Annotated in this window: 19 protein-coding genes and 2 pseudogenes; 15 read left to right on the top strand and 6 right to left on the bottom strand. The window is 63.8% G+C overall.

The window, feature by feature from the left end; translation table 11 throughout:
• Positions 1-107: 107 nt before the first annotated feature.
• From glf to ACX80W_RS05060, 7 genes and pseudogenes are all read left to right on the top strand, one after another.
• Positions 108-1,295: a UDP-galactopyranose mutase gene (gene glf, locus ACX80W_RS05030; protein WP_459281006.1), complete on the top strand. Its 1,188-nt coding sequence runs from the start codon at positions 108-110 to the stop codon at positions 1,293-1,295.
• Positions 1,292-3,319: a glycosyltransferase gene (locus ACX80W_RS05035; RefSeq protein WP_459281008.1), complete on the top strand. Its 2,028-nt coding sequence runs from the start codon at positions 1,292-1,294 to the stop codon at positions 3,317-3,319. Before glf ends, ACX80W_RS05035 begins: the two co-directional genes overlap by 4 nt.
• A 35-nt stretch (positions 3,320-3,354) precedes the next feature.
• A complete protein-coding gene (locus ACX80W_RS05040) occupies positions 3,355-4,224 on the top strand; it encodes an ABC transporter permease (RefSeq protein ID WP_459281010.1) in 870 nt (289 codons plus the stop codon).
• Positions 4,225-4,226: 2 nt separating this feature from the next.
• On the top strand, positions 4,227-4,955 hold the full coding sequence (locus ACX80W_RS05045; protein ID WP_459281012.1) for an ABC transporter ATP-binding protein: 729 nt from the start codon (positions 4,227-4,229) through the stop codon (positions 4,953-4,955).
• Positions 4,956-5,048: 93 nt separating this feature from the next.
• Entirely contained in the window at positions 5,049-5,222 is a 174-nt protein-coding gene (locus ACX80W_RS05050; protein ID WP_459281014.1) for a DUF6541 family protein, read from the top strand.
• A gap of 21 nt (positions 5,223-5,243) precedes the next feature.
• Entirely contained in the window at positions 5,244-5,654 is a 411-nt protein-coding gene (locus ACX80W_RS05055) for a DUF6541 family protein (protein WP_459281360.1), read from the top strand.
• Between the two features lie 56 nt (positions 5,655-5,710).
• Positions 5,711-6,365, top strand: a pseudogene (locus ACX80W_RS05060) (DUF6541 family protein).
• 135 nt (positions 6,366-6,500) lie between these two features.
• Here the strand turns inward: ACX80W_RS05060 and rfbA are convergent.
• The 3 genes from rfbA to ACX80W_RS05075 are packed head-to-tail and all read right to left on the bottom strand — an operon-like array spanning position 6,501 to position 9,692.
• Positions 6,501-7,370, bottom strand: a complete 870-nt coding sequence (gene rfbA, locus ACX80W_RS05065; RefSeq protein ID WP_459281016.1) for a glucose-1-phosphate thymidylyltransferase RfbA — start codon at positions 7,368-7,370, stop codon at positions 6,501-6,503.
• 46 nt (positions 7,371-7,416) lie between these two features.
• A complete protein-coding gene (locus ACX80W_RS05070) occupies positions 7,417-8,427 on the bottom strand; it encodes a glycosyltransferase (protein WP_459281017.1) in 1,011 nt (336 codons plus the stop codon).
• Positions 8,427-9,692, bottom strand: a complete 1,266-nt coding sequence (locus tag ACX80W_RS05075; RefSeq protein WP_459281019.1) for a polysaccharide biosynthesis protein — start codon at positions 9,690-9,692, stop codon at positions 8,427-8,429. Before ACX80W_RS05075 ends, ACX80W_RS05070 begins: the two co-directional genes overlap by 1 nt.
• Before the next feature lie 257 nt (positions 9,693-9,949).
• On the opposite strand from ACX80W_RS05075, the gene ACX80W_RS05080 reads away from it, so the two are divergent.
• Positions 9,950-10,843 carry a glycosyltransferase family 2 protein gene (locus ACX80W_RS05080; RefSeq protein WP_459281021.1) on the top strand — a complete coding sequence of 298 codons (894 nt, stop codon included), beginning with the start codon at positions 9,950-9,952 and terminating at the stop codon, positions 10,841-10,843.
• Positions 10,844-10,943: 100 nt separating this feature from the next.
• Here the strand turns inward: ACX80W_RS05080 and ACX80W_RS05085 are convergent, their stop codons facing one another.
• On the bottom strand, positions 10,944-13,025 hold the full coding sequence (locus ACX80W_RS05085; RefSeq protein WP_459281023.1) for a DUF6541 family protein: 2,082 nt from the start codon (positions 13,023-13,025) through the stop codon (positions 10,944-10,946).
• A gap of 210 nt (positions 13,026-13,235) precedes the next feature.
• Here ACX80W_RS05085 and ACX80W_RS05090 point away from each other — a divergent pair, with 210 nt between their 5' ends.
• Genes ACX80W_RS05090 through ACX80W_RS05105 form a run of 4 tightly spaced genes read left to right on the top strand, consistent with a single transcriptional unit; the run spans position 13,236 to position 16,010 of the window.
• The gene (locus ACX80W_RS05090; RefSeq protein WP_459281025.1) at positions 13,236-14,063 is read left to right on the top strand and encodes a glycosyltransferase; all 828 of its coding nucleotides are present in this window, start codon (positions 13,236-13,238) and stop codon (positions 14,061-14,063) included.
• A 41-nt stretch (positions 14,064-14,104) separates the two neighbouring features.
• The gene (locus ACX80W_RS05095; protein ID WP_459281026.1) at positions 14,105-14,857 is read left to right on the top strand and encodes a glycosyltransferase family 2 protein; all 753 of its coding nucleotides are present in this window, start codon (positions 14,105-14,107) and stop codon (positions 14,855-14,857) included.
• Positions 14,854-15,252 (top strand): DUF2304 domain-containing protein, encoded by a 399-nt coding sequence (locus ACX80W_RS05100; RefSeq protein ID WP_459281027.1) that lies wholly within the window; start codon positions 14,854-14,856, stop codon positions 15,250-15,252. The genes ACX80W_RS05095 and ACX80W_RS05100 overlap by 4 nt, the downstream gene beginning before the upstream one ends.
• A gap of 29 nt (positions 15,253-15,281) precedes the next feature.
• Positions 15,282-16,010, top strand: coding sequence for a glycosyltransferase (locus ACX80W_RS05105; protein ID WP_459281028.1), 729 nt, complete (start codon positions 15,282-15,284; stop codon positions 16,008-16,010).
• A 3-nt stretch (positions 16,011-16,013) separates the two neighbouring features.
• Here ACX80W_RS05105 and ACX80W_RS05110 read toward each other — a convergent pair whose 3' ends face one another.
• Positions 16,014-17,555: a lysozyme gene (locus tag ACX80W_RS05110; RefSeq protein ID WP_459281030.1), complete on the bottom strand. Its 1,542-nt coding sequence runs from the start codon at positions 17,553-17,555 to the stop codon at positions 16,014-16,016.
• A 399-nt stretch (positions 17,556-17,954) separates the two neighbouring features.
• A complete protein-coding gene (locus tag ACX80W_RS05115; protein WP_459281032.1) occupies positions 17,955-20,477 on the bottom strand; it encodes a zinc metalloprotease in 2,523 nt (840 codons plus the stop codon).
• Positions 20,478-21,132: 655 nt separating this feature from the next.
• Here ACX80W_RS05115 and ACX80W_RS05120 point away from each other — a divergent pair.
• The 3 genes and pseudogenes from ACX80W_RS05120 to ACX80W_RS05130 all read left to right on the top strand — a co-directional run bounded on the left by ACX80W_RS05120 (position 21,133) and on the right by ACX80W_RS05130 (position 24,150).
• Positions 21,133-22,359: a TadA family conjugal transfer-associated ATPase gene (locus ACX80W_RS05120; protein ID WP_459281034.1), complete on the top strand. Its 1,227-nt coding sequence runs from the start codon at positions 21,133-21,135 to the stop codon at positions 22,357-22,359.
• Positions 22,356-23,212 (top strand): annotated as a pseudogene (locus ACX80W_RS05125) (type II secretion system F family protein). Before ACX80W_RS05120 ends, ACX80W_RS05125 begins: the two are co-directional and overlap by 4 nt.
• Positions 23,209-24,150: a type II secretion system F family protein gene (locus ACX80W_RS05130; protein ID WP_459281036.1), complete on the top strand. Its 942-nt coding sequence runs from the start codon at positions 23,209-23,211 to the stop codon at positions 24,148-24,150. Before ACX80W_RS05125 ends, ACX80W_RS05130 begins: the two are co-directional and overlap by 4 nt.
• The last annotated feature ends 22 nt before the right edge of the window (positions 24,151-24,172 follow it).

The following is a 24,172-nucleotide window of genomic DNA, read 5'->3' on the forward strand; positions in this document are numbered from 1 at the left end:
CCCTAACCCCGTCCATGCCCCAATACGGTCGGCAGGGGCCGGTTCGGGTAGCCTAGAGTCGGCGCGGAAGCAGCCTTCACCGCCAAAAAACTAACCCAGGAGACTTTGTGAACGTTGACCTTGTCGTCGTTGGGTCGGGCTTCTTCGGCCTGACCATTGCTGAACGAGCGGCCACCGAGCTCGGCCTCAAGGTGGCCGTTCTTGACCGGCGGCACCACATCGGTGGCAACGCATACAGCGAGCGCGACGCCGAAACCGGCATCGAGGTCCACAAGTACGGCGCCCATCTCTTCCACACCTCGAACGAGCGCGTCTGGGAGTATGTCAACCGGTTCACCACCTTCACCAACTACGTCCACAAGGTCTACGGGGTGCACAACGGCGAGGTGTTCTCCCTGCCGATCAACCTTGCGACGATCAACCAGTTCTTCCGGGCCAACTTCACCCCGGACGAGGCGCGGGCCCTGATCCAGGAACAGGCCGGGGAGCTTGCCGGATCCGACCCGCAGAACCTCAACGACAAGGGCATTCAGCTGATCGGGCGGCCCCTCTACGAGGCGTTCATCAAGCACTACACCGGCAAGCAGTGGCAGACCGACCCGAAGGACCTGCCCGCCGGCATCATCTCCCGGCTGCCGGTGCGCTACAACTACGACAACCGCTACTTCAACGACAAGTACGAGGGCCTTCCCACCGACGGGTACACCGCGTGGATCGAGCGCATGGCGGACCACCCGAACATCACGGTGCACCTCGACACCGACTTCTTCGACGAGTCGCAGCCGCTCAATAAGAAGGCACTCGTCGGCAAGGTGCCCGTCATCTACACCGGGCCCGTCGACAGGTACTTCGACTACGCCGAGGGCGAGCTGTCCTGGCGCACCATCGACTTCGAGCAGGAGATCCTCGATACGGGCGACTTCCAGGGAACCTCCGTCGTCAACTACAACGACGCCGACACACCCTTCACCCGGATCATCGAACCCCGCCACTTCCACCCGGAGCGCAACTACCAGACGGGGAAGACGCTTATCATGCGCGAATTCTCCCGGTTCGCCGAGACCGGCGATGAGCCGTACTACCCGGTCAACACGGCGGACGACCGGCTCAAGATGCTCGCCTACCGTGACCTGGCCAAGGCCGAGGACTCGGTGCTGTTCGGCGGGCGCCTCGGAACCTACAAGTATCTCGACATGCACATGGCCATCGGATCGGCCCTGACCATGTTCGACAATAAGATCAAGCCGCACTTCACCAGCGGGGAAACGCTTGAAAGCGGAGGAGTTGACGCATGAGCATTGCACCGGCAGTAGATCGATCAGCCACGGACGAAGCGGACCAGACAGCGTGGCGGACAGTCCACCGGGTCGTGTTTCCCACCGACGGTGACACCGACACCCTTCCGCTCTACGTCGACTTCAACGCCGCCCAGCGGGTTGTCGAGGAGCAGAGCCGCAACGAGCGGTCCGGCGCCGGAACCACCTCCATCGTCGCCCAGCACAGCACGATGCGCTCGGACTTCATCGTCGACCGCCGCCAGCTGCGCCTTCCGGCCCACCGGCGCATCTCGCTGGGCACCTACTTCAACGCCTTCCCGGCCAGCTACTGGCGGGCGCACACGGACGTCAAGACGGTGCGCCTGATCGTCGAGGTCGAAGGCGACGCGACCGTCGTGGTGTACCGTTCGAGCGCCAGGGGCAGCTCCAACCGCGTGAAGAGTGTCCAGGCCGGCTCGGGATCCCCGGTCAATGTGGATCTTCCGATCACCGCCTTCGGCGACGGCGGCTGGTACTGGTTCGACCTCGTCGCCTCCGACGAGGACCTGACGCTCAAGCGCGCGGAGTGGGCGGTTCCCGAGCCCGAGGGCTTCGTCCCGGGCACGATGTCCGTCGCCGTGACCACCTTCAACCGGCCCGACTACTGCGTCCGCCACCTCAAGACCTTCGCCGAGTCGGAGGAGTTGCTCGCATCCCTCGACCGGCTGATCATCACGGACCAGGGCACGCAGAAGGTCCGCGACGAGGCGGGCTTCGATGAGGCGGCCGCACGCCTCGGCGACAAGTTCCAGCTGCTCGAACAGGGCAACCTCGGCGGCTCGGGTGGTTTCGCCCGCGGTATGCACGAGACGGTCAAGGACGGCCGCAGCAAGTACGTCATGCTCCTCGACGACGACGTGCTCGTGGAGACCGAAGGCGTCCTGCGGGCCGCGAACTTCGCCGACTTCACCCGCAATCCCACCATTGTCGGTGGGCATATGTTCAATCTGTACGAGCGCTCCGTCCTCCACAGCTTCGGCGAGGAGATCAACGAGTACAGGTACTTCTGGGGCCCGGTCTCCACCACGCGGGAGGCACACGACTTCTCGTCGAGCAACCTGCGGACCACCCCCTGGATGCACCGCCGGGTCGATGTGGACTACAACGGCTGGTGGATGTGCCTGATCCCCACCAGCATCGTCCGGGAGATCGGCCTTGCCCTCCCCGTTTTCATCAAGTGGGATGACGCGGAATACGGCGTCCGGGCCAAAGCGAACGGCTACCGTACGGTCTCCCTGCCCGGCGCCGCGGTGTGGCACATGCCGTGGACCGACAAGGACGACACGATCGACTGGCAGGCCTACTTCCACCAGCGCAACCGGTGGGTCGCGGCGATGCTCTACTCGCCCTACAAGCATGGCGGGAAGATGCCCCGCGAAAGCTTCATGGTCGACGTCCGTCACCTGCTCTCCATGCAGTACTCCGCGGTCGAGCTGCGCCTGGACGCCCTTGAGGACGTCCTGAGCGGCCCGTCGCACCTGCACCGCACCATCGGTACGAAGCTGCCGGAGATCCGGATGCGCCGGGCCGCCTTCGACGACGCCCGGGTCAGCAAGGACATTGCCACCTTCCCCGGCGTCCGGCGGGTCAAGCCTCCCAAGCGGGGCGTCAAGCCGGCACCGCCGAAGAACATGAACGCGGCGCTCGTCAAGGCGGCAACCGGTGCCCTCCGGCAGCTGCGCAAGCCGCGCCCGGGTGCCCTCGAGAGCCCCGAGGCAACCGTCGCAGCGATGGATGCCCGGTGGTGGCGGCTCTCCCAGCTCGACTCCGCGCTCGTCTCATCGGCCGACGGGTCGGGGGCGTCCTGGTACAAGCGGGACAACGAGCAGTTCAGGTCGATGCTGGCCCGCAGCATGGCGCTGCACCAGAAGCTGCTCAGCCGGTGGGATGAGCTGTCGGAGGAATACCGGGACGCACTTCCCGAGTTCACTTCGCCCGAGGCATGGAGCAAGACCTTCGACGCGATGTCCCCGGGGGCCAGCGGGCAGGACACAAAGGCCTAGTGAGTGCGGCAACCGACAATTCCGACACTGCGGGCATGAGCGCCGAACTTGTCACCCCCGGATACGGTCACGGCCTGCGTGATGTCGTGCAGTCCCGGTTCCTCCTGAAACTCCTCGTCCAGAAGGAACTGCGGGTGCGCTACCGCGGTTCGGTCCTCGGGCTCCTGTGGTCGTACGTCAAGCCCGGAATCCAGTTCATCGTCTTCTACATTGCGTTGGGCGTGTTCCTCGGCCTCGAGCAGTCCCCCCGCAACCCGGGGGGCCTGCCGAACTACGCGATCTACCTGTTCGCTGGCATCGTCCTGATCAACTACTTCAACGAGGCCCTGGGCAACGCGTCCCGGGCCATCGTCTCCAACGGTGGACTGATCAAGAAGATCTACCTGCCGCGGGAGCTGTTCCCGGTCGCCTCGATCTGGGTGTCCGGGGTTCACTTCCTGCCGCAGATCGTGATCCTCGTCGTCGCCTGCCTCTTCACGGGCTGGTCCCCGTCGATCCTCCAGCTCGCGGCGGCCGCCGCGGGGTTCGTCATCGTGACGATGCTGGCGATCGGGCTGGGGCTGCTGTTCGGCGCGGTCAACGTCTACTTCCGCGACGCGGAGAACATCGTGGACATGCTGCTGATGGTGGCGACCTGGGCCTCGCCGGTGCTGTACTCCTGGATGATGGTCCGCGACAAGCTCGGGGAAACCTTCTTCTCGATCTACCAGTTGAACCCCATCACCGTGGGGGTCGAAACTTTCCATTTCGCCTTCTGGCTTCCGACGACGGACGGCGCGGAGCCGATCCCGCCGCACCTTTTGTCACTGTGGATCCCCGTGGCACTCGGTATCTCCGCCCTGACCCTGATTGCGGGCCAGCTTGTCTTCCGGCGGCTTGAAGGCCGCTTCGCCCAGGAGCTGTAACTGTGTCAACGGCCATTGAAATACGCGGCATCAACAAGGAATTCGTGTTGCGCCATACCCGCTCCATGAAGGAGGCGTTTGTTTGGCTCATGAAAGGCCGCAAGGGCGACCTCTCGGAGAAATTCCATGCCCTGACCGACGTCTCCCTGACGGTCAAGGAGGGCGAAGCGGTCGCACTCCTCGGCTTCAACGGGTCGGGAAAGTCAACGCTGCTCAAGCACATCTCCGGGGTGATGCGTCCCGACACCGGCAGCGTCAGGACGCGGGGGCGGGTCGCCGGGCTGATCGAGGTCGGTGCCGGGTTCCACCACGATCTCAGCGGCCGTGACAACGTCTACCTCAATGGGGCGATCCTCGGCATGACCGAGGCCGAAATCGAGGCGAAGTTCGACTCAATCGTGGAGTTTTCCGAGATCGGACAGTTCATCGATACCGAGGTGAAGTTCTACTCCTCGGGGATGTACCTGCGGCTGGCCTTTTCGGTCGCGGTGCACACGAACCCCGAGGTGTTCCTGATCGACGAGATCCTAGCAGTCGGTGATGAACCGTTCCAGAAGAAGTGCCTGGCGAAGATCCGGGAGCTGGCCGACGAGGGCAAGACCCTTGTCGTCGTCAGCCACGATCTCGATATGGTTGCGAAAATCTGCGAACGCGGAGTCCTGCTCGAGCACGGGCGTATCGTGATGGACGGCCCGGTCGACGCCGTCGTCGAACGCCTGAGGCAGGGCTAGACCCCGCCCACCCCGGACCGGCCGCGCGCGCCGCTCCGCCCCGCCCCGGCGCCGCGGAGGCGTCATTGTCTTCTGCCGCTTTTTGGAGCCTTTGTGTCCAGGTGGACTACCGCTCCCGTGCTGGCTACGACGACAGCGCTCATGGTCGGTCCCGGCGCCGTCATCGCCCTGGCACTCGGATTCCGCCGGCTGACCGTGCTGGGCCTGGCGCCCGCGTTCTCCGTGGGCATCGCCGGCGTGGCAGCCGTGACCGGATCGGCCGCCTGACTTGAATGGAACCTCTGGCTGCTGCTCGGTGTCACCGCCGTCGCGGCTGCCGTCATCTGCCCGCTGGCGGCGCTTCTCATGGCCCGGGTCGCGGTGGGGCCGCGCATGGTCGGTCTTCTGGAGGCCGGCGTCCTGTCCGCGGGCTACATGGCCTCCTTCAATCTGCTGCTGGTCTGGGGTCCGCTGTTTCCCTACACACTGTCGGTCGTGCTCCTCCCCGCGGCGCTGGCGGTCGTGGTACTTGCCTGCCGGATGGGCGCCTCGATCGTCGGAGCCCCGGCACGGGTCTACGTCGGCCTGCTCGGAGCCCTGGCGAGGCTCACCTCGTCGCAGATGAGCAGTGCCAACACACTCCTCGTGTTGAGCCTGCCGGTGGTTCTGCGGGCACTGGTTGGAAAGTTCAGGGCGCTGTTGCGGGAGAAGGCGGCCTGATCGGCCTCATCAGCGCGGCCCGTTCCCGTCGGTCGTCATGGTTGACCGTCAGTTTGGTGATTATCGGCTACTTGTACCTTGCGGATGCCAGTCTGGAGCGCGGACCCTTGCGGGTCGTCCTCGCGGGGATCTGGTACCCCGATACCAACCGGCTTGCCGCGCTGCTTCCCCTCGTCTCGCTTGCGCTTGCCCGCCATGGAAGCCGTGGCCGTGACCGCCGCCCTCCTGACGGCCACCTCCCAGCCCGGGGCGGTGCGGGAATACGTGTCCCGGGCGAAGATCCACTACGTGTGGGATTCACCGAGCTCGATCCTGTCCACCGACGATCTCCGGCTCATCGACGGCCTGGATGAGCAGGTTCCGAAAGACGCGGTCATCGCAAACAGCCCGTGGAAAGGCAGTTCGCTCGGCTACGCGCGAACGGGCCGCGATGTGCTCGTCCACCATCTGGTCGGGACTTCGACGCCGGACGCGCTGGCGCTTGCCAAGAGCCTCGATGACGCTGCGTAGTCGGAGAAGGCCTGTGAGTCGATCCATGCTGAACGGGTCTCCTACGCCTTGGACTTTGGAACCCAGTACCTCACCGAGAGCGAAGCGACCGATGACTATCCGGGCCTCGCCGACCTCGCCACGTCGGAAGCCGTCGAGCTCCTGGATGAAGAGGGCGCAGCGAAGCTGTACAAGCTGCGGGTGTGGCAGCCGTCCGAGTAAGGATCCGGTGACGGCCCGCCGGCTGCCGGTGGTCCGGCGGGCCAAGAGCAAAGAGCGCCTGCCGTCGGAGACGGCAGGCGCTCTTTGCTGTTCGACCGGATTTCCCGGTTGGCGAGGAATCCTTCCCGGCAGGTCCTACTTGCCCCGGGCCAGGAGCTCCAGGAGGTAGCGTCCGTAGCCGCTTTTGAGGAGGGGCTCGGCGCGGCGCCGGAGGTCGTCGTCGCTCAGGAACCCCTGGCGCCAGGCGATCTCCTCAGGGGCACCGATTTTCAGGCCCTGCCGGTGCTCAACGGTTCGGATGAAGTTCGACGCGTCGCTGAGGGATTCGAATGTTCCGGTATCGAGCCAGGCGGTGCCGCGCGGGAGGATCTCCACCTGGAGGCGTCCGGCCTCGAGGTAGGCCTTGTTGATATCGGTGATTTCGAGCTCGCCGCGGGGTGAGGGCTTGAGCCCCTTGGCGATCGAAATGACGTCGTTGTCGTAGAAGTAGAGGCCCGGTACGGCGTAGTTGCTCTTAGGGTTCTCCGGCTTCTCCTCGAGGGATAAGGCAGTACCGTCGCCGTCGAATTCGACGACACCGTAGGCCGAGGGCTCGGCGACCCAGTAGCCGAACACGGCGCCGCCTTCGACGTTCGCGAAACGGCGGAGCTGGGTGCCCATGCCCTGTCCATAGAAGATGTTGTCGCCAAGGACGAGGGCAACGGTTTCCTGCCCGATGTGGTCGGCGCCGAGGATGAACGCCTGGGCCAGGCCGTCCGGGGAGGGCTGCTGGACGTAGGTCAGCGAGACCCCGAACTGGCTGCCGTCACCGAGCAGGTGCCGGAACTGCTCGGCATCCTGGGGCGTGGTGATGATGAGGATGTCGCGGATGCCCGCCAGGATGAGCGTGGACAGCGGATAGTAGATCATCGGCTTGTCGTACACGGGCATCAGCTGCTTGCTGATACCGAGGGTAATTGGATGGAGTCGTGAGCCGGTTCCACCGGCAAGAATTATCCCGCGCATAGTTTATCTTCCCGAAAAGTGAGGTGTGAGCAAAATCTTGCGGTTATTAGCCGCGGTGGACGCTTCGCTTGAGCCTTCGGATTATCTCCGCCGGTGCGCCTACAACGAACTCTCCCGCGCAACCTGGAGCAACGGCACCACTCCGTACGCCCTGCAGCAGCGCCATGGAGGTTGAACCGCGCCTGCCGGCAGAAGCGAAGGCAGAGCGGGCACCCCAATCAGATGCACCATCCGAAGGGAGTCGTTCCTCCAGTGCAGCGAGCATTGCGAATCGCCAGCCATAGCTCATCCGGTGGTAAAAGTTGAGTGCAGACCGAACGGTGAAGTTTTTCTCGTACCTTGTGACGAGCCCGCGTACCCGGCGGAACGATGAGGTGATACTCCAGCGCCCGCCCACCTCGCCTAGGGCGTTCTGCGTATGCTGCACATAATCTTGCAGCACCTCGTCGACAATATGCGCTGACCCTACTGCCGCAGCGCAGACGGCTAACCAGTGATCGTGAACCTGACTCAGGGTATCGAAGCGCGGGAATGGGAGTGCAAGTTTCAGGAGTTCGGGCCTGAATACAGTCTGTCCGCCGGTGAATTGATTTTGGATGATCAAGTGATCCAAGGGGACATTCTTCCTTCGGGTCACGCTTATTGCTACCTCGGGAGCGGCGCTGCTCACGACACGTGCCTGACCCGCGACCAGCACATGGTCCCTGAGGTGGGGAAGGAGCCTTTCGAGTTTCTCCGGGTACCAGTAGTCATCCTGGTCCGAGAGGGAAACCCACGCTGCATCATCAGGAACCCGGCCGAGAACGCGCTCGAAATTTCCATAAAATCCAAGTCGGTTGTCGAACCCGATGACCTGAAACCGTGGATCACTGCCGACTGAATCCCGCACCATCCTTCTCACGTCCTCCTGATCCCCATCCGCCGATATCAGGCAGACGAAGTTGGGCACGGTTTGATTCTGGATGGAGGTCAGTTGACGGAGGAACAGGTCCGCTTGTGGTTTGTACGCGGCCATGGCGATGACCCCTGGCTGGGCCGGACCAAACGCGGTATTCACTACAGACTCCTTTCGTCCTCGCCGGGGACTCCGGCGGAAGCTTTGCGGAAGTAACGTGCCAGGACCAGCACCTGATATCCCGCAACGATGAGTTCCGCGAACGCAACTGACCAAGCGATAGCGGTTATCCCGTAAAGCGGTCCAAAGAGCACAATTAGCGGAATGGTCGCACAAGCGCCGGCAACGCTTGATCGTGCAAGTTCGGCACCTTTGTTAATCGGTATGAGGCAGGCAAGCCCGATGATCTGCGCGACAACTACCGCAGCGAAAATCACCCCGAAGGGGATGGTGAGCGCGTATTCAACGCTGATTGAGTTCCTCGAGAGCACGAGCGCCGCCCAGGGAGCGACAGCAGCAAGGACACAGCCGCCGGCGACTCCAAGAAGTGGGGCAAGTGAACCGACAAGCTTGATCCGCCCGTCTTGGAGATCTTTCCCCCCTTCTGGTATCCAGCCCTGTATCACCTGAAGGACGGGACCGAATCCAGCGATCGCATACCGGAACAGCCTATCCATGAGGGCGTAGGGCTCTTGTAGGGACGGAACAATGATCGTGACAGCGATGAGAGGTCCATTGCTGTTGATACTTCCGGCAGCGGCGGCGATGACCCCATGACGCTGACCCCCAAGCCGTTTCAGTGCATCCTTTAGGCCGAGGTTGAGCCGAACTTCGCCGTCACCGTCCCGGACGACGATGCACAAGTATCCCGCCAACACCGCTAGCGCGTTGAACCCAAGAATTGAGAGAACAAAGGTCCAGGCCGTCGGAAAGAAGAAGGTTGCCATGGTGCCGACAATCACTCCCGTGCCCTGCGGGAGTACATCCAGCACGAAAAGTCGCTGGGGTCGGGCCTCGCCGATATAGAACCAGGCCGCCCCGAGGAACGGTAGGAGATATGCGATCCCAGCGACGGCCATCGCTGGCGATGAGGACCGGGATAGCAAGAGGATGGATACGAAAAGCAGGGGAGCAGCCCCAATGAACAGGTAGCCTCGTGAAACCAGGGAATCCGCAAACAGACGGGGTCTCTCACTCTTCGGCGTGCTGGCGGTGATCGCCGATCCGACGGTACCCCATCCAAAAGCAACAGCGATGCCGAAAATTGCAGCTGCGGCTTGAGAGAAGGCTAGGTCGGCCCATGCCGCTCCTCCCAGATTTCTGATGAGGACGGGGATGGAGAGCAGACTAACCGCCGTAGAGAACGCTAGTGACACAGCAAACCCACTAAGACGCACAGCTATGGCGTTCGCTTGTTTTTTGAGCACGGAGTCCCTTAGCTTCTAGCATTGCTTGTTGTACATCACTCACGCCGGGCGGGCCGCGACTCCGGAGGTGGCTCCCACAGTTTAGTTCACGATCCTGGCCGGAGGGCCGAGGCAGACCCGCGGTGAGGCGTCGTGTGAGATCACTCACGTGTCCCTGGGCGGGCTACGCTGCGCCGGGAACAGGGGTTTTGGTTGAGAGTTGTGCGAGAGTTTGTCTGGCACGTGAGAAGTTCGTGCACAGAGGGAAGGTTGAGGCATTGACGACTGAGGTGGGGTTCTACATACCCTTCTGGGGTTCACTCACTTATCTGCGCGAGGCAGTCGACAGCGTAATCAACCAGGCCGACGGCCGGTGGATGTTGACTGTCGTCAACGACGCGCACCCGGACCCTTCGGTCGATCAGTACTTCGAGGGGCTGAAGGACCATCGGATCCGGTATATCCGGAACGAGGCCAACGTCGGCATCACCGGTAATTTTCGTCGCAGCGTAGAACTGGCGACAGAGCCACTCGTGGTCATTCTCGGATACGACGATAAGCTGCTGCCCAACTATGTGGGCCTTGTGCTCGCTGCCGCCCAGGATTATCCGGAGGCAGGAATCATTCAGCCCGGGGTAGAGGTGATCGATTCCGAAGGCGCGGTGGTCAGGACGCTGGTCGACAGTGTGAAAACCAAGGTGCTGCGGCCTTCGGTCAGGCAGCCAACCATCCTCGAAGGTGATCGGCTCGCCGCCCACCTCATGCACGGGAACTGGCTGTACTGGCCCTCGCTGGCCTTCCGGCGGGACATCCTCAAGCGGCATGACTTCCGGGACGACTTTTCCGTTATCCAGGATCTCGCCCTCGTCCTGGATCTCCTGCTTGCGGGCGAGAAATTGCTTTTCGTCCCCGAGGTGGCTTTCCACTACCGCCGGCATCTCGCGAGTGCTTCATCGGAGGAACTGGTCGATGGCGCCCGGTTCGCGGGAGAGCGGGCCTTCTTCAGGCTCGCTGCGGCCCTGAGCTCACAGGCCGGCTGGCGGCGCACCCGGCTTGCCGCTCGCCTCCACCTGACATCCAGGCTTCACGCGGCAGTCTTGCTGCCCCGCGCGCTGTTCAAGAAGGACCTGCCAGGCATTGCCGCGCTGACACGCCACGTCCTAGGGACCTGACGGCGCCAGGCAGGGTCCCACGCGCAACCGTTGGTGGACGGCCCTACCCCGCACCCGGGCTCCCACGCCGCTTGCTGCCTTCCGCGTGCAGTCCCCGAACTCAGCAGCCAATGAACTTGAACAACTTGGCCGAGCCCTGCGCGGTGACGAGCTCGAAGTCTCGGTCGTTCTCCAGGTTTTCGATGCCGGGATAGCGGTGGTTGCCGCCATGCACCTCCTGTACCCCGAAATCCAGGACATACTCGACCTCTTCTTCGTCGGCGGCCTCGCACACGCCGGGTGTTTCAAGACCGTCCTTGAGGTGGTTATCTATCAGCTTGTTTTCATCGCTGCTGTTCGACAAGGTGTGCTTGTACGTCGTGTCGCGTCCGGACAGAGCGTAAGCCACCGCGCCCCCCGTCCAAGGATTGACTGCAATTGTTGCGTCCGCGGGCACGTGCTCGTCGAGTTCCTCGATCAGGGCAAGCTCGTCCGAAGAGACGAGCGCGGATTCAGCACTGACCTCATAGGCCAGTCGGGCGCTGTCCACGGCTACCGCCATAGCCCGGTTCTGCACCACCCCGGGAATGAGGAGCAGGAGGAGAACCAGGCCCACCCCGGCGGCTGCAGAATGGGATGCCAGGGCGCCGCGCCGGTTGGCGGGTATCAAAGGGGAGATTCGGTGGAACAGGGCGGACCCTGCGGCGCCCAGCCCAAGCACCGCGAGTGGTGCCGCCACGATGGGAAGGACCGCGGCCAACCGGTAGGGGTCGTTGTACCAGACTCCCGTGATGTAGCTCCGGAGCGGGCTGAATTCGAAACCTGCCGCGACGATGAAGACCCCAACGGCTACGCCGAACGAACCGGCAAGCCACCGCAACGTCGGTCGACGGACGGCGGCGACCACACCTACCACAACGAGAATGCTGACCACCCAGGCAGCGGGCCGTTCGAAGGGGGCATTCAACAGGGCCTCACCCAACGCTTGGGAGGACGTTTCAACCCGATCCCACAAAGCAGCGGCGGCCGGAGGGCGCACGACGGCCCAGATTTTGGACACCACCCAGAGGAAAATTGCCAGCCCAGCGGTGTAAGCCAGCGCGCGAAGCCACGCTCGCTGGTGGAAGGCCTTAGACATCAGTCCTGCGTACAGGGAGGCAACCACCGGGAGGCCGAGGACAAGGAGAGTCAGGGCTCCGTTCGGGTGAGCGACCGCAATGCCGGGTAACGCCAGCACCGAGAGCACGACGACGGTCCTCCGGGGGAGAGTGCTGTGCGGTGCCTGCCCGAGGACGGCCGCGAACAACGCCAAACCAGCGGGAACCATGGCGAGGGACAAAAGGTTCGGATAAAGGACTCCGAAATCGAGCAGCAGGATGGGAAAGGCGCTGAATCCGGCAAGCACCGCACCGGCCCCCAGTATCGCCGGCCGGGTGAGGCGAGCGAGCTGCCGGACGGCAAAGAGGCAGCTCAATGGCCAGATTAGGGCGGCCACGAGCAGGTTTGCACTCGTGACCCCGACCGTCACCGGCACACTACTGGCCTGGATGATGAGGGCGACGAAGCCGTGCCATGCTGCCGGGTAAAAGTAAGGGGGCTGTCCGGCCGTCGTCATTGAGGTCAGGGTGAGCGATGATGCGTCGCCAGTGTCGAGTACATACCGGACCGCGTTCAGGTGGAAAATGTTGTCGAATGTTTGGGAGAAGCTGTCCGGCGAGCCGAAGATGCGAATGACTTGCGTGCCGATGATGAGGAACGCAACGAGAGCCGTGGCGAAGTAGTAGACGGCGGCCCCTCGAGGCTCCGCCGCATTGTCAGCCTGAACGGTCCGACGGCCTCTTGTGGGGAGCTGGTGCAATGCAGCCACCGACTGCGGGTCAGCTGTACCGCGCGCTCGGAGGACGCCCCGAAGATTCACCGAAAGCAGGTAGCGGCCAGCGAACGCCACCACCCAGAGCACAAGGACGCCAAGGGCGAAGGTCAGCGGGGACCACGAGAGCCCGGCGCGGGGACCGATGATCGCGGCGAGGCTGATGACGGTGACCGAAAGGAGCGGCGACAGGGCGATGGCGTCGAAGACCTTGACCCGCAGGAAGAGTCCCGCAACCGTTCCGGGGAGGAAAAGTATCAGGACCCCGACCAGGATGCTCGGAGCCGCTTCGAACCATTCCACTACAGTGCCGTCGATCTTGATCAGTCCCATTCTACTTTCCGGCCGAACCATCCTTGAGTCGAAGGATCACATGAGGTTCCGCATTGGCAAATTGGCAGGAGGATTTGGTGTTCTGTAGCTTTGGTGATTATGCACAGCACCGCCCGTCCGCCGGGCTTTCCCCCAGTTGAGAAGTCTAACTGTGCCGCCGTGATCTCTTCGCATCGCCCCTCGCCCGATCTCCTTGCCCACTGCCGCGTGATGCTTGAGCACTTTGGCCACGTCGTGGTAGTCGATGACGGGAGCGACGACGGGGGCGAGGTCGTGGAGAGTTGCCGGGAAGCGGGGGCGGAAGTGATCTTCCTCCCCGAGAACGTCGGGATCGGGGCTGCGCTGAACCAAGGGGCCCACTGGATCCAGCAGAACCTCCCGCGGCTGGAGCACCTTGTCACGTTCGATCAGGACTCCGAACCCCTCCCGGGCTTTCTTGCCGCGTATGACAGGGCGGCACGTGCCGCGCACGGGTCAGGAATCAAGGTTGGGTCGATCAGCCCGGATGCTGTATCCGGAACACGGGTGCTGGCGGGCGGATCACGGTCCGGATTCCGCATGGTCAGTGAACCGATCCAGTCGGGGACGCTCATTCCGATGTCGATCTTTCAGCAGCTCGGTGGCTTCAATGAGGCACTCTTCATCGACGGCGTTGACACCGATACATACTGGCGACTGCGCAGTCTTGGTTATCAGGCCATTTCGGCGGAGGGGGCAGCGCTGCGCCATCAGCTGGGGGAGAGGGTTCAGGCAAATCTTCTAGGACACCCTGTCACGGTGCGGGGAGCACCCCTGCGGATCATGCAGAGTGCGCCGTTCAGGTACTACTATCTGGGCCGCAACCGCTTGCTGCTCCTCCGATGGCACGGCAGATCCTTCCCGCTCCACATCACGCGCGGTCTACTCCTGGACCTGCGACACATCCTTGTCGTTGTGCTCCTTGGCTCTGCTAGGCGCCAACGCGTGGGATTCTTACTACGAGGAATCGCAGACGGGCTGAGGGGCCGCACCGGCAGAATGCCAGCCACCAACCTCTGACCACCCGACGGCACAGCGACCACCCCTTGAGGAAGCAGTCAATGAATTTCGAAGAAGGCAGAAAAGCTCCCCGGCTGTTGGTGATCATGCCCGCGTGGAACGAATCTGAGTCTGTGGGGCAGACCGTCCGCGAAGTCCTCGCCACCGTGGAGGGCTGTGATGTACTCGTCGTCGATGACGGCAGCACGGATGCCACCGCCGAACTTGCGGAGCGCGCGGGTGCCTCGGTGCTCCGCCTTCCTTACAATCTCGGAGTAGGCGGAGCCATGCGGGCGGGTTTCAAATACGCGCGCCGGTGGGATTACGACCAGGTCATCCAGGTCGACGCCGACGGACAGCACGATCCTCGGGATCTTCTAGCAGTAGTGGGCGGCCTTACCCGGGCGGACATTTCCATCGGGGCCCGTTTTGCGGACAAGGGCACCTACACCGTGAAGGGCCCTCGGAAATGGGCGATGGCATTCCTTGGCCGCGCAATATCCTTGCTGGCCGGAACGAGGCTGACCGACGTCACTTCCGGTTTCCGTGCAGCGAACCGGACGGCCATTGCCCAGTACTGCGAGCACTATCCTGCTGAGTATCTTGGAGACACCATTGATTCCCTCGTTGTCGCGATCCGGTCTGGGCTTACCGTGACGCAGGTACCGGTTGAGATGCGGCCACGGCAGGGGGGCCAGCCCAGCCATAATCCGCTGAAGGCGGCTCTCTACCTTGGTCGCAGCGGATTCGCCCTCGTCATCGCCATGAGCCGGAAACGAACGACAGTACTCGAGAGCCGGGGCATGACACGATGACCACCTTGCTTCCTTTCCTCCTCGCCCTGTTTGTCGTTGCCTTCATCATCTGGCTGTTGCGTCAGCGGAAGCTGCGGGAAAAGTACGCGATTCTATGGATCACAGTAGGCGCCGGGACACTGCTGCTTGCGGGTTTCCCCGGAACCCTCGCGGTGGTAGCCACTGCAGTGGGATTCGCCGTGCCGTCCAACTTCCTCTTCGTGGTCGCAATCCTCCTTCTCCTGGGAGTTTGTTTGCATCTGTCCCTGGAAATATCGGTTGTTGAAGACGAGACGAGGGTACTCGCCGAGGAGTCTGCGATTCTCCGCAATCAGCTGGACCGGCTTGAAGCGAGTGTCAAGGCCATCACGCGTGGGGGATCGTCAGCTCTCGAGGACAAGGGTACTCACGAATGACCGAATCGCCTGTAAGGGCAAGCGTCTGCATGGCCGCCTACAACGGGGCCGACTACATCGAGGAACAGATCACCTCCATCCTTCAGGATCTTGGCCCTGAGGATGAGCTGATTGTTGTTGACGACAAGTCGACCGACAAAACCGCCGCGCTCGTCGAAGCCATCACCGACCCACGGGTTTCACTGCACCGGTCTCCGGTCAACCAGCGCTACGTCCGCACGTTCGACGACGCTGCGCGGCTCAGCCGAGGAGAGTACATTTTCTTCTCGGATCAGGACGATGTGTGGATTCCAGGCCGGACTGACCTCATGATCGAGGCGTTGGGCACGAAAGCAGTCGTCGCCGGAAACGTTGCGCTGTTTGGTGGACCCGCTGAATCAGCGCCTTGGTCGCTTCGGGCGAAGGACTCGACCCACCGTTGGCGGAATCTCGCCGGCGTGCTGGTCGGATACCGGCCATATTATGGCTGCGCGATGGGATTCCGCCGCGATTTCGCTTCAGTGGTCCTGCCGATGCCCCGGTTCCTTTTCGAATCCCATGACCTATGGCTCGCTATTGCCGGCAATATTGCCGGCGAGATGGTGCATGTCGACGCGCAGCCGGTGCTGTATCGGCGGCTGCACGACAATAACGAGACTCCGCGTGGCTGGCGGAGCCCGAAGAAGATTATCAGAGCCCGCGTCATGCTCCTGAGGTGCGTCGGTGCGGCTGTTTCCCGGGTGCGTGGATACAAGCGGGAAACAGCCGCAGCGAAGTAGGTCCTAGCGGGCTATGCCGACTGCGGTTGCCGTTCCTGTCCAGCGGCCGGTGAGCGGCCTGTCCGTGGAATTGCCGTACGCGAACGAGGAATCGGCGCCCACCCGGAGGTTACTGTTGGCCTGGAACCACAGGTTCCCGCGCTTGAGCCCCACAGTGGCGTATCGATCTCCGTTCCAGTCGCCGGCAATTGGCGTGTCGTTCGAATCGCCAAAGAGGAAGGCCGCGGCGACACTCGAGCGGAGATTGCTGTTGGTCAGATAGAACTGTTTGGCTGCGCCGTTCGGCCTAGCGACGCCCAACGTATCGAAGCCGTCCCCGTCCCAGTCTCCAACGATGGCCATGTCTCCTGCCGCTCCGAAGACGATGCTTCCATCTCCGACACCGGACGAGTTGGAGTTCCGGAAGTACGCACTGCCGTTTCGGTACACCCCGAGGGTCTCGGTGCCGTTGCCGTCCCAGTCGCCGCAGATGGGCTGGTCGCCGGACTGGCCGAAGCCGACGCGCGCCGCGGTCTGGCTTGCATCGAGGCTGTTGCGGATCGACCAGATGCCCGCACTGAAAGTGGCAGGAGTCGACACCCCGTCGCCATTCCAATCACAGGTGATCAAAGTGTCAGAGGACACGCCCATGGATGAGCTGGCTGGAGTGCCTCCGCGGTAGTGCAGTTCGACGCCGCCCGGAGGTGTCTGCGGTCCACTGGCAGCCGTGGCCCTTCGGACAAACGCGTCGAGTTGGGCGGCACTGCCATTCCAGACGTTTGAGTCCCCGACGAACGGGCCGCTGTCGCTGTACTGCCACACAGAGTAGACGGGCCACCCTGCGGGCAGAGTGCCTGGCCCTGCCTGGCTGTAGGAGGCGATGTGAAGGGGGTGGTCGCTGAAGGCGCGCGAACTCCCGGTGCAGCGGTTCCACCAGTCCGTCGTGCTGTAGATCATCGGAAGACGGCCGGTCCTGTCCCGGACCGTATTGGAGAAGTCGCGGATCCATGCCACCATCTGCGCGGGGGACAGGTTATAGCAGTCATTTCCCAGGGACTCGTACGGGTTGTACTCGACGTCCAACAGAGGCGGGAGTGTCTTCCCGTCACTTGACCACCCGCCGCCGTTGTTGACGAAGAAGTGGGCCTGCGCCGCACCGGACGACACACTCGGCAGCGCAAAGTGGTAGCCACCGCGGACCATTCCAACAGCCTGGGATCCGCCGTACTGCTGGCTGAAATAGGGGTTCTTGTACGAGGTGCCTTCAGTAGCCTTCGTGTATGCGAAGCGAGCGCCCAGGTTCCAGGCATTAGGCCAGTTCACATTCCCCTGGTGGCTTGAAACATCAATTCCCTGAATGCCGGGCGGGCGCCATGTCGCTGCGGCCGCTTCGGATAAGGGGGTTGAGTCGGTCTTCCGAGAAACGGCACCGTCGAGACCACGACGCGCCACTTCTTGGGTCAGGCGCTGTTCTTCCGCAGTGGGCTGCTGCGCATTCCCGGTCTCTTCGATCCGTTCAAGGCCTTGACCCATATATGAACCGAGTGCGCCGATCTCCTCCTCCAAGGTGCGGGGACGCTGCTCGGTGGGTGTGGGCTTGGGCGACGCTTCGGCTGGAGAAACCGAAGTGGTTGGGCTCGGCAGGGGAGTCGTGGACGGAGAGGTCTGCGGGATGGCTGACGGGCTGGGTGTCGGTGTGGGTGTTGTTTCAGGCGACTGACCGGCGGGCGGGGTTGGCCCGGTTATCGGTTCCTGCCCCGTGGAAAGATCATGCTGGGCCCCGGCCGGGTCGCTCTTGAGACTTGCCGCCTGTGCGGGTGCGCCGGATGCGAGGAGGGCGAGCACCAGGATGGAGCTTGTAAAGTACCGCCGGCGACACTTGGTCGCCGCGGTTGAGGTCGAGGCCGATGGGTCATTCAAGGTACTGCCAATCATTAATAAACTCTTTCCAGCAGGTATGCGCTCTTAGTAGCGGACGTTGGTGCAGCCAAGGAGTGAATTCCCCGGGGAGTAGGGCGAGATTCCGATCCCGTAGGTGCACACCTCATACGTGCCTCTCTGGGTGATCGGGGTACGCGTTGTGTAGCCGTGCCTGCCGGTCACACCTAGTGCCTCATTCACATCGGAGCGCAGGATGCCCGTCGAGAAAGCGAACCCTTGCCGGGTGCCGTCCGGGTAGGTGATGTACGTATGCACAGGGATCGACGCGGGAACGGCGTCGCGGTCGAGAGTCCAACCCGTAGCCGAAATGGAGGCGCCGCTCGCTGTCAGTTCGACCTTCGCCGAATCCAGGAAACCCTTCGGCGCCTCGCGGATCCCGGTATTGACAACAGTGCACCCGAGACGGGGGTTGACACTCGCGAAGGGGCTGACGCCGATCCCGAAGGCGCAGACCGTGTAGTTGCCTGCGAGGGGCGCCGGCACGCGCGCGCTGTAGCCGTGGTCTCCGGGCACTCCCAGCGCACTGTTGACATCGTCGCGGGGCATATCCGCTTGCCATGCTGTTCCGGTCTTCTTGCCGTCGGGTCCGGTTACATAAATATGTACGGGGATAGACGCCATGGGGTTCTCACGTTCCATCGCCCAGCCGTGTACCGTCAGGGACGGTGTTCCGCTGGTCTTGTCCACCGTGACGGAGTCAAGCGACCCGATTGGAGGGGCGACGCCGCCTGCCTTGACAGACTTGCACCCGAGGGCCGTGTTGAAATGCTGCCCGATCGCGAAGGCGCACGCCTGGTAGGTTCCCGGTTGCGTGATCCTCAGATCCTGGGCGAACCCGTGAGTTCCGAGAATCTTCAGTGCCGCATTGACGTCCGTGCGGGATTTATCGGCTTGAAGGGGGTAACCGGTTCGGGTTCCGTCCGGCGCGGTGACGTAGACATGTGCTTCCGTGCTCACTGAAGTTCTTGTCGAATCGACCGCCCAACCGGCCACTCGTAAGGACACCGTGTCGCCCGCCTGGACCACCTCGACACTGTCGAACGAGCCCACGGGTGGCTCTGCTTCCGTGACCTGGATCGACTTACAGCCGAGCGAAGTGTTTTCGCTGCCTCCGATTGCGTAAACGCACACCGAGTATGTGCCGGATCGGGTGACGGGAATGATCCCGTCGTATCCGTGGTTCCCGGACACCGACATCGCTGCGTTGACGTCCGGGCGCGAGTTGCCGGCCGGGATGACGTGACCGGTTCGAACCCCGTTCGGCGCAGTGACGTATGCGTGAGCCTCAGTTGATGCTGAGGGCCTGTTTGGGTCGATCGCCCAACCCTGGACCTGAAGGTAGGCCGTGTCGGAATTCCTGCTGGATCCCAGGCTGTCAAAGTACCCCATGGAGGGCCGACTCGGGGCCATGACCGTGATCGTTGCGCTGTCGCCCAGGGAATCGACCCTGACCCTGGTGCCTGTCGAGGTTGTGAACGTTTGCCCTTGTTGCCACGTCAGGCTGTCGTTCCCGTATCCGGCCTTGAGGCTGTTGGGAGTGAGAACCGCCGAGGCATTTCCGGACCAGCCGCGGATGTCCTGCTTGGTGATCTTTATCCCGCGGTTGCCGCCGAGTGCTGTCGCCGCGTCGAAACCGATGGGAGCGCGGTACTCAACGTAGTAGGTTTCGCCATTGCCGGGGTCTGTGAACCTGAGGGCACGGTTCGCGGCCGTCCCTGCCCAGGGGGTAAGGCGGTACTGCTGCGTACCGGAGACGGTGCCGATGTTCCGGATTTCGTCTCCCCGTCCAAAACCCCCATATGCCCAAAGGAAGGAATTGATAACGGGCGAGCTGGGTTGCGCAAAACCCATGAGATCGCTCGTGTCGCCGTACTCGTAGGAGCTGCATGAAGGATCGGCCCAGCTGCTCCCCGTGCGGGAAACGTCTTGCCGAGCGTTGTTGCAGAAGAGGGAATTGGCATGGTGGAGGCCGAGGACGTGCCCAAACTCGTGCGTCACAACGTTATTTGTCCAGCCCGAAGGGTAGGGCATAATCACCCTGCCGCTGGTCGCACTATCGGTGAATCCCCCTCCGAGGATGCCCCAACTACCGTTGTAGTTCAGGTCCTTGTGCGGAACGAAAATGACGAGTGCCTCATATGACCGGTATTGCCAATTCAGTTCGCGGGTAACGGTGGCCATGATGGTCTGGTAGGAATCGGTGATGCGGGCGCTGGAGATGTGCCGGTACTCCCGGACCGTGGACATGCGCAGCCTGCCGTTGGATGCGGACTTCCAGTACGAATCGGCGGAAGTAATCGAGTTTCGTGCGGCCACCATGTTTATCGCGTCCGTGTCGGCCTTGGTTTTGCCAGCAAGCTGGACCGTCACAAGGCTCACCTGAAAGGTGCCGGTGCGTGGCCCGAGGGCCGCGGAATGCAGACCGTCGCTCTCAGGGCCGACCCTCGCAGTCGACCCGTGTTCCTCAAGGAATTCCTCCCCCAACCTCGGCGGCGCGCTCGTGTTCTTCCTCGGGTCCCAGTCGAGGGGCGGAACGAAGGATGTCACTTTGTCCTCGGGCGTCCCTGAAGGGGCGGGCGCTGGGGAGGCGGGCGGCGGTGAAACCGGTGCCGGCGCTGGAGAGGCGGGAGCTGCTGGGGTCGCGGGCTCCTCGGTCGGCGGAGCAGTTTGATCCTCATCCACCGCGGTGGAGGCTGGCGCCGGGGAAACGGAAGGCATCGGCTGCTCGGCCGCAAAGGACGGCAAAGTACTCCCTATGAGGGAGGTGGAAAGTACGGCGGCGCAAAGCAACCTCAGCGGTGTGGCAAATGTCACGGGTTTCTCCAGCAGAATCCGGGCGTCAGCCAGGTGATCGAATTTCTCGAAGACTACACGGAAGTGACGGATGTGACGAGTGTTTCTGGAGTGAAGGGCAGAGAATACGCCTTTCGTTCGCGTGTCACCTTCATTCCGGAGGCGTGTCGCCCAGTGACAAGGGGCACTGGCAAAAAAATGTGTGGTACGCGACACATGTCGTCGAAATGCCGTAATTCCGGGCCGGCGGGTGCGTGCCGCACGGGGGTGGAGCGCGGCGATATCCACACCCTTCCGACTTTCCTGTGCAGCGCCGAAACGGTCGCCTACGCTTAGCGGTGAAGCAGCGTATCCCGGGCGGAAACGCAGTCCGCCTGCACCGAAAACCGCCAATTTCCCGGGGGCTCAGATGGATGCCGTGCGCAGGGTCGAGGAGGAAGTGCGCGAGCTGATCCGTCGTCGTGGCCTGGATCCCGCGGAGCAGGCCCCGGAGATCCAGCGCCTGGTCGAGGCCGCGGTGAACGATTACGACGAGCGGGCCGTGTCGGGCGCCCTCCCGCCTCTGGGCCACCTCGGGAGTGCGCGCAAGCAGGTGTACGACGCCGTCGCCGGATTCGGGGTGCTCCAGCCCTTCCTTGACGATCCGACGGTCGAGGAGCTATGGATCAATACCCCCTCGGAGATCTACGTGGCCCGCGGGGGAGAGTCCGAGCTGACGCCGCTGACCCTGAGCGCGCAGCAGGTGCGGGACCTGGTGGAGAGGATGCTCAAGTCCTCGGGGCGGCGCCTGGACCTCTCCTCGCCCTTCGTCGATGCCTCACTGCCCGACGGATCCCGGCTCCATGTGGTGATCCCCGACGTCACGCGGCGGCACTGGGCGGTCAATATCCGCCGGTTCATCGCCCGGGCGACCCGCCTTGAGCATCTCATCGACCTAGGGACCCTGACGCCGCAGGCCGCCCGGTTCCTTGGTGCCGCCGTCGGGGCCGGGCTGAACATCCTCGTCTCCGGTGCTACGCAGGCCGGAAAGACCACGCTGCTCAACTGCCTGGGTGCCTCCATTCCACCGCGTGAGCGGGTGATCACCGTCGAGGAGATTTTCGAGCTGAAGCTGCCGCTGCGCGACGTCGTCGGGCTCCAGTGCCGGCAGCCGAACCTCGAAGGGGCCGGGGAGATCCCGCTGCGGCGCCTGGTGAAGGAGGCCCTGCGGATGCGCCCGGACCGCCTTATCGTCGGGGAAGTCAGGGAGGCTGAGAGCCTCGACATGCTCATCGCGCTCAACAGCGGGCTTCCGGGGATGTGCAGCGTCCATGCGAACAGCGCCCGTGACGCGCTGACCAAGATCTGCACACTGCCGTTGCTGGCGGGAAAAAACATTTCGAGTGAGTTCGTGGTGCCCACCGTCGCATCCTGTCTGGACCTCGTGGTGCACTGCGCCCGGGCCGGAAGCGGCCAGCGGCAGGTCACCGAGATCATGGCCGTCGGCTCCCGGGTGGAGAACGGGATCATCGAATCCTCCTCAGTTTTCCGGCGGCGGGAGGGTGCCCTGCAGGTCTGCGCCACCGCCATGCCGGCGGAGGAGAAGTTCGCCGCGGCCGGTGTGGACATTGCCGCGCTCCTTGGGGAGCAGAGGTGAGCGCGGTCCTGGGAGTGGTGCTCGGGACCGGGTTCTTCCTGGTGTGGTGGGCATGCTGGGGGCCCTCCTCCACGGCGCCCGCCCGCCCGCGGCACACGCCGCGGCTGCGTGAAATGCTCCTGCGGGCCGGGATCGCCTCGGTCTCGGTGCCCGGCCTGGTGGGGGCCTGCGCGGTGGCGGGCGCTCTGGTCTTCCTGACCGCGCTCGTTCTCATCCGTTCGGTGCCCATCGCTGCCTGCTTCGCCCTGTTCGGGGCCTGGACTCCGTACGGCCTGGTGAGGTGGAGGGCCGCGAAGCGGACGGCGTCGCTGCGGGAGCTCTGGCCGGACGTCGTCGACCACCTCCGTTCCGCGATCCGCGCGGGCCTGTCGCTTCCCGAGGCGCTGATGCAGCTTGCCGACAAGGGGCCGGCGGAACTGCGCGGGGCCTTCCGGGAGTTCGCGGCGACTACCGGGCCGGTGGGCAGTTCGACGATTCGCTGAGCAGACTCAAGGACCGGCTTGCCGACCCTGTGGCCGACCGCATTGTGGAGGCGCTGCGGATGACGCGCGAGGTGGGAGGTTCGGATCTCGGCCGGCTGCTGGGCACCCTGTCCGAATTCCTCCGGGACAGTGCCCGCACCCGCAACGAACTCGAGGCGCGCCAATCCTGGACGGTCAATGCGGCCCGGCTCGCCGTCGCTGCACCCTGGTTCGTGCTGCTTCTGTTGGCCACCCGGCCCGAAGCGGTCCGCGCCTACAACACCGGAACGGGCGCCCTGGTTCTGGCCGGGGGGCTGGCGGTGTCGGTGCTCTGTTACCGGTTGATGCTGCGCATCGGTGCCCTTCCGCAGGACGAGAGGGTCCTGCGGTGACCGGGCTGGTGGCGTTGTCCCTCCTTGCCGGCGGCACCCTCGGGTTGGGGCTCTGGATGGTGCTCGTGGGCCTACCCGCGGCGCGGACGGTCCGCTTCGTGGACCGGATCGGCCCGCAGTTGAAAGTCGTGGATGTGCGGTCGCGGCTGCTGGACCCGGACGTGCGCCGGCCGGCACCGTTCGGGCCGCTGGGCCGGATCCTGCAGCCGGTCCTCCGCGATGCGGTTCAGAGGCTGAACCGGATCAACCCCGCCTCCTCCCTCCTCACCCGTCGCCTGGTGCAGGCCGGCGGCGGACTGAGCGTCACCGACTTCCGCGCCCAGCAGATCCTCTGCTCAGCGCTCGGGCTCGGTGCGGCTGCCACGGTGGTGGTGCTGGCGGCCGGCTCCGGGCGGTCGAACGCTCTTTTCGCCGCGGTTTTGGTTCCCGCCTGCGCCGCCGGAGGGTTCCTCTTCCGGGACTACCTCCTCAGCCGGCAGGTCGCCCGCCGGGAGGCACGGATGCTCGCCGAGTTTCCCAGCCTGGCCGAACTCATGGCCTTGGCCGTCAGCGCGGGAGAGAGCGCGACCGGCGCCCTGGAACGGGTCTGCAGGACGGCCCGCGGAGAACTGGCCGGGGAATTCGGGCGCGTGCTCGCCGAAACCCGGGCCGGGACCCCCGTCGTCGAGGCCTTCCAGGAGTTCTCCCGCCGCACCCAGCTCGCACCCCTTGCCCGGTTCGTCGACGGGTTGACCGTCGCGGTCCAGCGCGGCACCCCGCTGGCCGATGTGCTGCGGGCCCAGGCCCAGGACGTGCGTGACATGGCCAAGCGCGAGCTCATGGAGTCTGCCGGCAAGAAAGAGATCGCCATGATGGTGCCCCTGGTCTTCGGTGTGCTTCCCCTGACTGTCCTGTTCGCCGTGTACCCCGGCATCGCGCTGATCAACCTCGGATTTTGAACCGCGCGGCCGGCACGCCGAC

The sequence above is a fragment of the Arthrobacter melezitosi genome (assembly GCF_054511055.1).